The organism is Schaalia turicensis ACS-279-V-Col4 (assembly GCF_000296505.1).
Taxonomy (GTDB): Bacteria; Actinomycetota; Actinomycetes; order Actinomycetales; family Actinomycetaceae; genus Pauljensenia; species Pauljensenia turicensis_A.
This window is the reverse complement of the sequence record NZ_JH815209.1, coordinates 216,785-229,756: the sequence shown is the minus strand read 5'-3', so window position 1 is coordinate 229,756 and position 12,972 is coordinate 216,785. Positions and strand designations below refer to the sequence as shown.

The window sequence follows — 12,972 nt, the reverse complement described above, 5'->3', positions numbered from 1 at the left end:
ACGAGGCTTCGACAGATAACGAAAAACCATTGAAAACACGTATTTCTTCAGCGTTTCCTCACGTTTATCCACGCTCGCCAGCATCTTTCGATTGGCTATCCTTTAAAGCGTGAGTAACCAATGGACCATTTCAGATGTCATGGCGCTGATGGAAGCGTGGTATCCCGCCTCCCGTGCCGAGTCATGGGACCGAGTCGGATTGATCGCAGGCGACCCATCCGCTCACGTCACCTCAATCCTGCTTGCCGTCGACCCCGTTTCGGCCGTCGTTGATGAAGCGATCGACGAGGACGCCGGCCTCGTTATCACTCACCACCCGCTGTACCTTCGCGGAACGAGTTTCCTGCCGGCATCTGACCCTAAGGGCGCGTCCATCACTCGCCTTATTAAAAACGATATCGCCCTGTTCAATGCGCACACAAACGCTGACATCAGCGCAGATGGCGTCGGCGATGCACTCGCACAGTTGGTGGGAATCACCTCTTCATCACCGCTGGTTCCCACTGGAATCGACCAGGCCGGGCGACCCATTGGACACGGACGTATCGGTTCGATTGCGCCCACTCGTTTAGGCGACTTTCTTGACCTGGTTGCCGAGTGCCTGCCCGCAGGACCTCACGGCATCTTCGGATCCGGAGACCCCGGCACAATCATCGAACGCGTCGCAGTATCCGGGGGAGCGGGAGACTCTTTCCTCGAGGTAGCACGTGAAGGCGGAGCGGACGTCTTTTTAACCGCTGACCTGCGTCATCACCCGGCATCCGAACACCTTGAAGGTGGGGCGCCTGCTCTGATTTGCGGTAGTCACTACGCCACCGAATGGCCGTGGCTCCCGCTCCTTAAACGCAAGCTAGTGCAGGCTGCATCAACTGCAAATGTGGAAGTGAGAGTAAAAGTCTCTACGATTATCACGGAGCCGTGGACCAGCCATCGCCCAACATTAGGAGGACGTAAGTGAAAGCAACATACCTGAACCAGCTCAGCCTGCTCGAACTCAAATCCTTCGACCAGCGCGAATCTGCGCTTCGACACGCCCGTGACTCCCATCCGGCGCACGGTGTTGTCCGCGAGCTCGCAGGACGCCTCGACGACCTGAAGCGCGCAGCCGTCACCCAAGGTGCAGCAATCGCAGATATTGAACGAGACGTCCAACGTAGCGCGGACGAGATCGAACGTGTGAGCGCCAGACGAGCTAAGCAACAGAGTCGAATCGACGGCAATCAGGTTCCTCTTCGCGACATCAACGCGATGGAACATGAAATCGCTCAAATGGATAAGCGCTTGTCCACTTTGGAAAATGAACAGCTCGACGGTGAAGAACGTCTTGAGGCGGCTAAGAATGCTCGTCAAGCAATGATTGACGAAGCGAAAGCGATCGCTGCCGACATTGAAAAGACCAAGCAGGAATTTGCTGCCGACGTGAAAGAAAGCGACGACGAGCTTCGCGATGTGATCGCCAAGCGTCGCGCGCTCGCTGAATCGCTTCCAGAAGACCTCGTGGGCGAGTATGAACGTGTTCGCGCAAACCTCGGTGCCCTCGCGATCTTCGAAGTGCGTAATGGTGTTGGCATTGGAATGGCAGCGGAGCTATCCCCGGCCGAACTTGAACAGATTCGCCTCACCCCTGAAGACCAGCTCTACTGGACCGAAGATACCGGCGCGATCGTTGTGAGGACGACTCAAGCCTGAAGCCGATCGCTCGGGATCGTGCCCCGGCGGCGGGGTGTGTCGCCTCGTATCGTATGACAGCGCCACTCTACGACGGCCAGCATCTGCTCCCGAGTCCGATCAGTCGGTGACCAACACCAGGTGAGTGAGTGACCCGCCCTGCTTTGTCGGTTTCGCCTCAGGTACTTCCACGTCGATAACCGCATGAGCACCACCCTGAGCATCCATGATCGGATCCAAGGTAGTGGCTGAACACAGAGCCTCGACGATCGCGTCGAAATCCGCATCAGCCGAAATTGACGCGTAGAGGTGAGCGCACGCACGGCCTCGCCACCGCTTCGCATCGTGGGAAATCACCGAACGCTTCCCCTTCGCTTGACGAACCACGCCGATCTCGATGCGATGCGCCCAAGGAGCGAGGCAGGCACTACGATACGGGCCAGAACGAGCATCAACGATCGGAGCTCCTTCAGCTTCTGCTTTGAGCGATGTATCAAGGGGCTTCTTCCAATAGGTCGGCAAAGGGCCGATGTCCGGCAGTTTCGTGCCCATCGCAAGACGGTGGTTGGGCAGGACATCGTCGAGGTTCACCACACCAAAAAGCCCAGAGAAGACACGCGTTGTTTCAAGCGCGACCGCATGATGCTGCTCCGGCAGTGTTGGGAATGAGACCGCGTCATAGAGAACGCCTGTAAACAGGTTTTCAGCCGCATCGCATGGTGCAGAATACAAGTCGATATTCGCCTGTAAATCCGCAGCTGAAGCCGGGCCAAGACCGAACAACTGAGCAGCGTCGTCGCGAACGCTGAGCGCCTGAACAGTGTGGATCAAGTTTTCGCGCCAGGATGCAAGCTCAGGGCGAGCAAGCTGTGTCACGTCAAAACGAGGCCCGTGTGCTGGTGTTGTTTTGGATTCGGACGGGGGTAACCAGATGAACATATGTGAAGCCTAGCGGGTGCGTTAGACTATGGGCGCGGATGAGTCGGTTGGGCGACCGCGCGGACCACACGGTTCTCGAGGAACGTCCGGGCTCTACAGGGCAGGGTGATGGCTAACAGCCACCCGGGGTGACCCGAGGGATAGTGCCACAGAAAATAAACCGCCGCGCAAGCGGTAAGGGTGAAAAGGTGAGGTAAGAGCTCACCAGCGGTTTGGGTGACCGAGCCGGCTTGGTAAACCCCACCCAGAGCAAGACCGAGCAGCAGGTATGGGTGGCCCGCCCGACGCCTGCGGGTAGGTTGCTTGAGGCGTTTGGCAACAAACGTCCTAGATAGATGGTCGCCACCGCTTGTGCGGGACAAAACCCGGCGTACAGACCGACTCATCCGTCCGTATACGTCGGGTTTTCGCTGAGTGATACCAGACTCTACGCTTACGCTTCGTTAACTCGTGTGTCGGCGTGAATGCTTCTCTTGGAACCTCGAACCCCACGACGACTGTGCGCGAGCTGCGATGGCGCGACGCTGATCGCGATAGAGGCGTTCAATCAGGGACTGCTGGGACACCCAGCCCACCACATGCAACGAATCATTGACGACGGGAATCCCCGGCAGACCTGATGTCTGCAGTACTTCGAGCACCTTCGACGGTAGTGCGGTGGGCGTGACGTGCACGTTGGGCAGTTTCAAAGAATCCAGCGACGAGGCCATATCTGTTTCGCTTTGGCGCGCCAGAGCAAGATCAATGGCGCTTGCTAGCCCAACGTAGGTTCCAGCATCGTCGACAACGGGAAGAGTCTGGGCACCAAGGACACGCATCTTCTTAATCGCCTGATCGAGCGTGGTCGAGGGTGCCAAAGTACCGGGAGCGTCCTCCATCCAGTGCGAAACCGGGTGAGCGCCGAGCAGTGTTGCATCCACAGGGTCATCCAGAACGTCGCCTCGACGACGAAGTTTTTCGGTGTAGATGGTGGCGCGTGTTAGGAACCTCGAGACGCCGGTGGCCAGAACGACGGCAAGCATCATCGGCATAATCAGCGAATACTGCCCCGTCATTTCGACGATGATCAAAACGGCGGTCATCGGAGCGCGTGCCGCTCCAGCGAATGCCGCGCCCATACCAATCACACCGAAGACGCCGGCGGGAGTGTCAGTAATGGGGGAAAGGATTTGCCCGAATGAGGCTCCGGCCATTGCGCCGATAAAAAGCGTCGGGGCAAAAACGCCACCGGATCCACCGATACCGATCGTGTAGGACGTGTACAGGGCGCGTCCCACCATCAAAATCAGCAGGAAGCCAATCGTGTATTTGCCTGCTAGAGCGTCTTCTTCGATCGGGTATCCCGAGCCGAACATCTGAGGGAAGGCCACAATACCCGCGCCCAAAAGGATGCCGAGAACAGCCGGACGTGACCATTCGGGAAGGCTCAGACGTTTCCAGAAAGCGTCGATCACATCTTCAAGCCAATAAAGGAGCTTCGAGAAACCTAGACCCGCAAGACCGGCGATCACACCGAGGAGAGCAACCCACCACATGTCTGTCAGATGCGAGAAGGAGAGATCATGACCAAGATTCACGATCGTTTCGTCACCCTGCAACGTGCGTGCAACAACGGATGCCATCACTGAAGAAATAACGACATATCCGAAGGTTTCGGCACTGAACTGCGTCAGAATCACTTCGAGAGCAAAGACTGCGCCAGCAAGCGGAGCATGGAAAGTTGCGGCGATGCCACCCGCTGCGCCACAGGACGCTAAAAGAACTACGCGTTGCGGAGGCAAACGAAGAGAGGACGCCAACGAGGAACCGAGCGACGCTCCGACCTGGACAATCGGACCTTCTCGTCCCGCTGAACCACCGGCGCCAATCGTCAAAGAAGAAGCAATCAGCTTCACCACTGCGACGCGCCCGGGAATCTTGCCTCCCTTGCGTCGAACGGCCAGCATCACTTCGGGAATACCGTGGCCTCGTGCACTGGGAGCGAACCGCTGAACCAGGGGCCCGTAGATCAACGCTGAGACAACGGGAGCCAGAAGCAAGAACACCCAGGGGGACCAACCGAAGACTCCGTGGGGGTCGCCAGCATGCGTTGAGTAGTCACTGTAACCGGTGGTGACCCACGTCCACCCCTGAATCATCAGGTTAAAAAGAACCGCTGCGCCGCCGACGATAATGCCGACGAGCGCCGCTAATAGACCGACGAAAGAACGGTGCTGACCGGCTTTTTCACCCAGTTGTGCCAAGAAAGAAACAGAAGCCCGCATCAGAGGTTGGCGATATCGATATCGGATTCAACGTCGACGTCCATGTCCCAGACACGCCCGTAGAACGCGAGCTCGGAGCTCCACGCATCACGAATCGTCTCTGCGCGACGGAAGCCGTGAGCTTCATTCGGGTAGATCTTCATCGCAACAGCGTTTCCACGATCCTTCAGTGCATCAAACATGAGGCGTGCCTGTGACGGCGGAACCACCTTGTCATCTTCGCCTTGCAACAGCAGAAGAGGAGCATTGATCTGGTGAATGTGAGTAATCGGCGAGCGCTTGGCCCACAGTTCGCTGTTCGGATCTTCAGTACCGATCAAGCGATCGTTGTAACGAGACTCGAACTTGTGGGTTTCTGCAGACAGAAGGCGCAGGTCAGCGATGCCATAGAGTGACGTTCCCGCGGTGAACACATCGGTGTTTGCCAGTGCGTTCAAGGTGGTGAAGCCACCGGCGGATCCGCCACGGATAGCAACGCGCTTCGGATCAACGAAACCTCGGTCAACCAGATAGCGCACGCCATCAACGCAGTCATTCACATCCATAACGCCCCAGTGACCGTTGAGACGCTCGCGGTATGCGCGACCGAATCCGGTTGAACCACGGTAGTTAACGTCGAGCACAGCGAAACCACGGCTGGTCCAGTACTGCAATGGAATCGACAAGCCGGGTCGGGTCGAAGAAGTCGGGCCACCGTGAACATTGACGATCAGCGGGGGAAGAGCATTCTTCGGGCCTGAAAAGTCAGGGTTCTTTGGTGCGTAGTAGAAGCCGTACGCGGTCTCGCCATCTGAGGTCGGCCAGGAGATAATCTGCCCTGAAGAAACCAGCTCCGGGCTGATTTCAGCTTCGGATGACGGGCGAATAATCGTCGTGGCGCCACCCTTGATCTGAATAATTGCCGGCGTGTGCGTGGGGGAGTCAGCAAGGAAGACTACGCGACCATCGTTGGATGCCACGTTACCGATCGGCCACCAGCCGGTTGCCCATTCTTCAGCCATTCCGTTGTCGACGCGCACGGTACCGATGTGCCACGTCAGGTCCTCAGCCCACGAGCAGATCAGCAGGTCGTTATCGTAGTTATCGTAGGAGTGCAGACCGAGCTGCCAGTGCGGGTGCGAGAACGCCTGAGTTCCCGGGTGCATGGCACGAGTGCGAAGGCGCGTTGTCCACGCGTCTGAGGGCTCGTCATCCTTCCACGTAAAGCCTTCCGTGCGGTACAGGTTGGCCCAACCGGTCGTGTCATCGACGTGGATGAGGTCACCGTCAAGAGTCCACCGAGGCTCGTAGACACACACGTCTTCCTTGTCGACGATCGTCTTCGAAACCTCAATACGACCTTCGAAATTGAGTGCGCCCACGTGCAGTGCGCTCTGTGTCCACGGCATATGCGGGTGGTTCCACGACAGCCATGCAAGCTTCGTGCCATCAGGAGAAACTGCAGGTGCAGCAACAAAGTCAGTGCCTTCAAAGATCGTGATGATCGCAGCGTCGTTGCGTGCAGCACTACCGTCGATCGGGATTGCGACCAGCGTGTTTGTCGGTTCGCCGTCGCCCGAGTGATCTTCCCTGACCGCATAGACGAGGCCACGAACATCATCAATCTCGAAGTCGCCGTAGCGCGACTTCGACAGCGTGGTAAGCGGAGAAATCGTACGGTGTGGGTCGTTGGTGTCGAAACGGTAGACGCGGTTATCAAAGCCGTCGGAGAACACGATGAAACCATCGAGCACCGCGTAGGCACGACCACCGTATTCGTGAACGCGAGTGCGAATATCGGGAAGGCGAGCACCATCGATCAGGGGGAGGACCTCTGAAGTAACGCCAGCACCGGTACGACGCAACAGGGTACCTCGTCCGTTTTCTTTCGGATGTCCTTCAACCCAATAGGTAGCAGAACCGTCAACGCGAACCTGCGAGAGAGTGACTGACCGAGCAGTAAAAGAATCGCCGGAAATTGGGGATGTCCATTCACCGTAGGGGGCGACGGTAACGCTCATTGTTCCTCCTTGCACACAGGCATTTCGGTTGACTAAAGGAAGCATGTTAGCTCTATGTTAGCCCGCTCACGATGTGCTTTTCGAGGGCGAAGGTCGCTAGGAACATGTGTGGCAACTAGTATGAGGGCTATGACTTCATCAGACGCGGATATGCCACTGCTCACCAGCATCCATTCCCCGTCGGATTTACGTACCCTTTCAGAGGCTCAACTTGTTCAGCTTTCCAAGGAAATTCGTAGCTTCCTGATCACCAACGTGTCGAAAACCGGTGGGCACCTGGGTCCCAATTTGGGCGTTGTTGAACTGACGATTGCCCTGCACCGAGTATTTCGTTCACCCAAAGACACGATTCTTTTTGACACCGGCCACCAGGCGTACGTCCACAAGCTTCTGACGGGTCGCCAGGACTTTTCCGGCCTGCGCCAAGAAGGTGGACTGTCTGGCTATCCCTCCCGCTCAGAATCAGATCACGATGTTATTGAGTCGTCGCACGCTTCAAGCTCACTGGCATGGGCCGATGGTATTTCCCGCGAGAAGAAACGCCGGGGCGACGCATCATCAACGGTCGCCATCATCGGTGACGGTGCCCTGACCGGTGGTATGGCTTGGGAAGCGTTGAACACCATCGCCGAATCAACTGATCGTCGTGTTGTCGTAGTCGTCAACGACAATGGACGTTCCTACGCGCCAACAATCGGCGGTGTTGCCCATCATCTCGACGCGCTTCGCACCTCGGAAGGCTACGAACGTGCTCTTGCTTGGGGTAAGCGTCATCTGCTTGCTCTGGGGGATCCTGGTAAAGCGGCATACGACGCGCTACACGGTCTGAAGACCGGCATCAAAGACGTTATTGCTCCTCAGGCAATGTTCGAAGACCTGGGCTTCAAATACTTAGGTCCCGTCAACGGACACAATGAGACCGAGCTTGAAACCACACTACAGCGTGCGCGGACTTCGAAGCATCCAGTTCTTGTCCACGTCATCACCCAAAAGGGACGCGGTTATACTCCCGCCGAAGAAGACATCGCTGATCGCTTCCACGCCGTTGGACCGATTCACCCCGAAACAGGACTCCCCGTTGCTCCGGCACGTTTCGGCTGGACCAGCGTATTTGCCGACGAGATCGTCAAAATTGCGCGCGAAGACGACACTGTTGTCGGTGTCACCGCAGCGATGATGGCTCCCGTCGGTTTGAAACCATTCCACGAGGAATTCCCGGACCGCGTTGTCGATGTGGGTATTGCTGAACAGGAAGCGATTGCTAGCGCTGCTGGCATGGCCTATGCGGGCGCTCATCCGGTTGTTGCGCTGTACGCAACCTTCCTTAATCGTGCTTTTGACCAGCTGTTAATGGACGTGGCATTGCACAAGGCTGGCGTGACGGTTGTTCTTGACCGTGCAGGTATCACCGGTGCGGATGGCGCCTCACACAATGGTGTCTGGGATATCGCGATGTGCTCGATCATCCCCTCACTTGAGCTCGCTGCCCCGCGTGATGAGGCAACTCTTCGCGCCAGCTTGCGTCGCGCGGTGGGAGTGAAGGATCGGCCGACCGTTCTCCGCTACCGTAAGGGCTCTCTACCAGCGCCGATGAACGCAATTCGCTCAGTGAACGGTGTGGATGTTCTCTTTGAACCCGACACTGACGATGTTGATGTGCTCCTCGTAGTAGCGGGCGCTTTTGGTCCCGAGGGTCTTGAAACAGCACGCATTCTGACTGAACAGGGTAAGCGTGTTCGTGTTGTGGATCCTGTGTGGCTTCTACCGATCAACCCTGAACTTGCCAGTTTTGCCAAGCAGGCACAACGCGTGGTGACTCTGGAAGATGGCATCGTTGACGGCGGTTTTGGTTGGGGGGTGCGCGATCTTCTTGCCAACGAGTCCGTGGATGCTACCGTCATCACGCTGGGTGTTGCGAAGGTATTCCTGCGGCACGCCGAGCGCGAGTCTCTGCTGGAACGGTGCGGTTTGACGGCTCACCAGATTGCGGAACGTATTTCACGTACCCTCTAAAGAGAAGCTTGAATCCTCAAGAGTCACTCCAAGACATCCGCGATCGGGTCAAGACAAAGGTCCATCTGCCAATCCCTAGCGCCCTTGTCAAACATCCTCTGTTCAATCTCGTCGCCGCTGGGACGCTTCGGATCAAGAGGCGCCCACGCCAAGTAACGCTGAATACGAGGTTCAAGAATGACCTCGGGAGCAATACCGATTTCTTCAGAAAGCTCGGTCATTGCCCCGCGAACAGCCACCAATCGCGCTGCAGCGTCAGGATCGATACGACCCCAGTTTCGCGCTTCGGGAACTGAACCTGGACGATGAGGAAGACGTAGCGGTGGCAATTCGTCCTCATTTGCCGTTTCGGCCAGTCGGATCGCGCGTAACCAACGGTCAGCGTATTGCCTGGCAACAGGGGAGCGGAACTCAGAAATCGACAGCAACATGCGCTTATTCCGCGGAGGATTCAGCGCAGCCTGCACCAGAGCAGCATTGCGCACCAAACGACCGGGTGCCTTATCAAGTTCCTGAGCGATTTCTTCGCGCGCCTCCCACAAAGCCTTGAGGACTCCTAGGTTGCGCCGGCCTCGTATCTTTCCCGCGCCGGGCAGATTTCGCCAGCGGTCCCTCTTGGGCGCAGGCGGATCCAGGTGAGCTAGGTAGTCGCATTCTTCTTCCATCCACTCCCAGCGACCCGCGTCGTTCAGTTGGATGGACAAACGACGGTAAAGTTCCGTCAACAATTCGACATCGAGGGCCGCGTAGCGAAGCCAGTCCTTCGATAGTGGACGAACCGACCAGTTAGATGCCTGGTGGTCTTTCACGAGGCCCAAACCGAGCACCTGCTCGCATACGGCAGCAAGACCGAATTTCTTTAACCCCAGAAGACGCGCGCCGACCTCAGTATCAAACAACGACGGGGGATTGAGTCCCACCTGTCGCAAATTCGGCAGATCCTGCAACGCGTCGTGCAAAAGCCATACGTCGTTCACGCCCGCTTGAAGTGACGACAAGTCAGGCAATGCGGCTGTATCGATCAGGAAGGTACCAACGTCTTCGCGTCGAATCTGAACCAAGTAGGGGTCGTTGCCATAACGGAAGCCTTGGGCGCGCTCAACATCCACAGCGATGGGAGTGAGTCCTTGCTCTAGGTTGCGCCTCGCTTGATCAAGCGCATCAGGTGTATCGATGACACTAGGTACGCCTTCGCGCGGGGTAACGATCAGCTCTGGAGAATCAGTATCGCCGTCAGGTAAACCGCCGGTGTGGTGAATGTGCACTCTTAGACTCCCTCAAGGAATCGCTGGGATGCCACACCACTGGTACGAAGCATCAGATCTGTCCAAGCTCGTAGGTGGGCTCCTAAGTCGGTAGTCGAAGGGGTCCACGAGGCTCGGATTTCGACGTTGAGAGTGGAGCCTCGCAATGAAAGACCGCCAAATGATTCTGAAAACTCCCGGGTGACTGTTCCCGTCAGGTCGTGATACGCTGCGCCTTCTTCAACCAGGCAATCATCTGTCCATGCCCAGAGAGCTTCGGTGAGCAACGGGTCATGCCCCATTTCAGGGTCAACTTGCGAACGTAACTGCGCAACCAGGCGGTATGTTCCATTCCAGCCGGCTTGCTCGTCGGGATCATGCAGGATGACAAAACGTCCCTGAGCAAGAGGTTCTCTGCCATCGTTGGCCAATGTTCGCATGACAAGAGCTGCGGTGAAAGGCGCCATGCGTGAAGGTGGGGGAACTTCTTCGAACTCGAGAAGAGGATTATCGATAGTGCGACGCAGAGTTGCCAACGATTCAGCGAACTCTTCCATGCCAGCGCGATTATCCACGCACTTAGGCTAAGTGAGTGAAAGTAACCCCTTTGCTGGGCACGCCGTCCACTGCGAAAATGACCCGCCACGATTCACGTCACACTGAGCAATGACGTTGTTTTTCTTAACGCATCGCATCCGATAGTAGTTCTGTCACTTATAGAGTAAAAACATGCACATTCGGAAAAGGTACTGCCCACCTCTTCGCGGGGCGTATCGATGAGGAACTCGTTGCTGGTCCATCGTGTGTATCTAAGGAAGCCTGTACGCTCACCGAGGCTCTGAGTAATCTTTTCGCAAAATACTGCGGAAAACAGTGGCTGTGACGCGCGCAACGTTCGTTCGATTTCGCTTTTTGCGTGATTCCCTGTTAGTGTTTTCCCTGTTCGAAATGAACGCGTAAGTGTTCGAAGAGATACGCGGATGTGGCTCAGTTGGTAGAGCATCACCTTGCCAAGGTGAGGGTCGCGGGTTCGAGTCCCGTCATCCGCTCGGGCGATTGGCGCAGCGGGAGCGCGCTTCCCTGACACGGAAGAGGTCACTGGTTCGATCCCAGTATCGCCCACTCATTGTCTCTCAATACTTTTGGGACACGACGGGTAAATCCCAGTTCCAGATCAGTTGGGACAAGTTCGCGGATGTGGCTCAGTTGGTAGAGCATCACCTTGCCAAGGTGAGGGTCGCGGGTTCGAGTCCCGTCATCCGCTCGTTGAGCCCCGGATTCAACCTTTCCGATGGGTCAAGCGTGGTGGGTTGGCCGAGAGGCGAGGCAGCGGCCTGCAAAGCCGTATACACGGGTTCGAATCCCGTACCCACCTCGGGCGATTGGCGCAGGGGTAGCGCGCTTCCTTCACACGGAAGAGGTCACTGGTTCGATCCCAGTATCGCCCACTCAATGATTTCGTCTTTCCTGCGGGAAAGACGTTTTTTGTTACCTCGTGGCAGGTCACCCAGTAATGAGGGTTTCCCTTATATCCTTGAAAGAGCAAAACAGGTAGGCTGATCGGGCGCGCACAAAGGTGGTTTGAATTCATGGTCTCTTCTCGCTCACGAGTGATTCTTCCCGTGATCTTGGGTGGCGATTTTGGTGTTTACGGAATCGGTCGCTCTTTCAACGAGGCCTTTGGATGTCGATGCCTGTGCGTATCAAACGAGCCCACCGTGTCCATCACGGGCTCGAACTTCTTCGACGTTCATCACATCGAAGCAGACGCATCTGACGACGTTCTTCTTCACGAACTTTGTGCAATTGCCAAAGAAAACGCTGATAAAGCATTGATTCTGATGGCAAACCATGACCTGCATTCAACCTTCATTGCTCGCAACTACGACCAGCTCGGCGAATACTACGCGCTCCCGTTCCCATCCCTGGAAACGATTGAGCTTCTTACAGACAAAGTCGCTTTTGCGCAGGCGTGTGAAGACGCTGGCATTGATGCGCCTCGAGGTATCGGCGTCGACATGTCTGACTATTCCGATCAGTGGGTTGCACCTTCGATTCCCTTCGACTTCCCGATTGTTGCCAAGGCTGCCAGAGCAGATGCCTACGATCGTCTGCACTTTGAAGGCAAACGCAAGATTTGGTTCCTCGAAGATGAGGTCGAATTGGCGCAGATGTGGAGAACGCTCGGAGAAGCCGGATTCCGCGATCTTTTTCTTGTCCAGGAACTGATCCCTGGCGACAACACCGCAATGCGTTCCATCACCGCATACGTCGATAGCCACGGCGAGGTGACGTTGATCGGCTCGGCGCGAGTGCTTCTTGAAGATCATGCACCGACCATGATCGGTAATCCGGTTGCCATGATCACCGAAGAATTCCCTGAACTGTGGCAACAAGCTGAACGCCTGCTGACACGTGCCGGATATCGCGGTTTTGCCAACTTTGACGTGAAGATCGATCCACGTGATAACCGCGCCGTATTCTTCGAAGTGAATCCTCGAATTGGACGCAACAATTGGTACATGACCGCAGGTGGAGCCAATCCGATGCTCGTCATGGTAGGCGATTTGATCGATGGGAAGCGCATGGAACACAAGCGCATTTCGCGTGAAATTCTCTATTCGATGGTTCCAGACCGACTGCTGTTGCGATACTTGCGAGATGAACCTTTGAAGAAGCGCGTGAAATCGTTGATCAAGAACCATCGTCGCTTTGATCCGCTGATCAATCCGCACGAGGACAATGCAAAGCGGAACATAATTGTTCGCTTGCAACGTTTGAACCACTTCCGAAAATTTGCTCTCTACTATCCTCGACCGACTGACCGCTCATTCTGAGCCCATG

General features: G+C 56.3%; 9 protein-coding genes, 5 tRNA genes and 1 other RNA gene. 10 read left to right on the top strand and 5 right to left on the bottom strand.

All coding sequences use genetic code 11. From position 1 onward, the window contains the following. The first annotated feature begins 109 nt into the window (after positions 1–109). Both HMPREF9241_RS04715 and HMPREF9241_RS04710 read left to right on the top strand, forming a co-directional pair. Positions 110–958 (top strand): Nif3-like dinuclear metal center hexameric protein, encoded by an 849-nt coding sequence (locus HMPREF9241_RS04715; RefSeq protein WP_219810924.1) that lies wholly within the window; start codon positions 110–112, stop codon positions 956–958. Further along, positions 955–1,689 carry a zinc ribbon domain-containing protein gene (locus HMPREF9241_RS04710; protein WP_006681135.1) on the top strand — a complete coding sequence of 245 codons (735 nt, stop codon included), beginning with the start codon at positions 955–957 and terminating at the stop codon, positions 1,687–1,689. Before HMPREF9241_RS04715 ends, HMPREF9241_RS04710 begins: the two co-directional genes overlap by 4 nt. A 99-nt stretch (positions 1,690–1,788) precedes the next feature. Here the strand turns inward: HMPREF9241_RS04710 and HMPREF9241_RS04705 are convergent, their stop codons facing one another. After that, positions 1,789–2,607, bottom strand: coding sequence for a YaaA family protein (locus tag HMPREF9241_RS04705; RefSeq protein ID WP_006681134.1), 819 nt, complete (start codon positions 2,605–2,607; stop codon positions 1,789–1,791). A 39-nt stretch (positions 2,608–2,646) separates the two neighbouring features. On the opposite strand from HMPREF9241_RS04705, the gene rnpB reads away from it, so the two are divergent. Beyond that, positions 2,647–2,996: RNase P RNA component class A (gene rnpB, locus HMPREF9241_RS08795), an RNA gene on the top strand. 54 nt (positions 2,997–3,050) lie between these two features. On the opposite strand, the gene HMPREF9241_RS04700 is transcribed toward rnpB, so the two are convergent. After that, complete coding sequence (locus HMPREF9241_RS04700; RefSeq protein WP_006681133.1) at positions 3,051–4,871, bottom strand: chloride channel protein; 1,821 nt, start codon at positions 4,869–4,871, stop codon at positions 3,051–3,053. Further along, positions 4,871–6,871 (bottom strand): alpha/beta hydrolase family protein, encoded by a 2,001-nt coding sequence (locus HMPREF9241_RS04695; RefSeq protein WP_006681132.1) that lies wholly within the window; start codon positions 6,869–6,871, stop codon positions 4,871–4,873. The genes HMPREF9241_RS04700 and HMPREF9241_RS04695 overlap by 1 nt, the downstream gene beginning before the upstream one ends. 129 nt (positions 6,872–7,000) lie before the next feature. Between HMPREF9241_RS04695 and dxs the strand changes: the two genes are divergently transcribed. Then, on the top strand, positions 7,001–8,884 hold the full coding sequence (gene dxs, locus HMPREF9241_RS04690) for a 1-deoxy-D-xylulose-5-phosphate synthase (RefSeq protein WP_040318553.1): 1,884 nt from the start codon (positions 7,001–7,003) through the stop codon (positions 8,882–8,884). A 23-nt stretch (positions 8,885–8,907) separates the two neighbouring features. On the opposite strand, the gene HMPREF9241_RS04685 is transcribed toward dxs, so the two are convergent. Continuing rightward, positions 8,908–10,149: an HRDC domain-containing protein gene (locus tag HMPREF9241_RS04685; RefSeq protein WP_006681130.1), complete on the bottom strand. Its 1,242-nt coding sequence runs from the start codon at positions 10,147–10,149 to the stop codon at positions 8,908–8,910. Positions 10,150–10,151: 2 nt separating this feature from the next. After that, positions 10,152–10,685 carry a DUF3000 family protein gene (locus HMPREF9241_RS04680; RefSeq protein WP_006681129.1) on the bottom strand — a complete coding sequence of 178 codons (534 nt, stop codon included), beginning with the start codon at positions 10,683–10,685 and terminating at the stop codon, positions 10,152–10,154. A 419-nt stretch (positions 10,686–11,104) separates the two neighbouring features. Between HMPREF9241_RS04680 and HMPREF9241_RS04675 the strand changes: the two genes are divergently transcribed. The 6 genes from HMPREF9241_RS04675 (at position 11,105) to HMPREF9241_RS04650 (ending at position 12,965) form a co-directional block, all read left to right on the top strand. After that, positions 11,105–11,177, top strand: a tRNA-Gly gene (locus HMPREF9241_RS04675). 1 nt (position 11,178) lies between these two features. Then, positions 11,179–11,250, top strand: a tRNA-Val gene (locus HMPREF9241_RS04670). Positions 11,251–11,319: 69 nt separating this feature from the next. After that, positions 11,320–11,392: transfer RNA gene (locus HMPREF9241_RS04665), tRNA-Gly, on the top strand. 40 nt (positions 11,393–11,432) lie between these two features. Further along, positions 11,433–11,503 (top strand) — tRNA-Cys (locus HMPREF9241_RS04660). 1 nt (position 11,504) lies between these two features. Next, positions 11,505–11,576: transfer RNA gene (locus HMPREF9241_RS04655), tRNA-Val, on the top strand. 141 nt (positions 11,577–11,717) lie between these two features. Next, positions 11,718–12,965 carry a carboxylate--amine ligase gene (locus HMPREF9241_RS04650; protein ID WP_006681128.1) on the top strand — a complete coding sequence of 416 codons (1,248 nt, stop codon included), beginning with the start codon at positions 11,718–11,720 and terminating at the stop codon, positions 12,963–12,965. Positions 12,966–12,972: the final 7 nt, after the last annotated feature.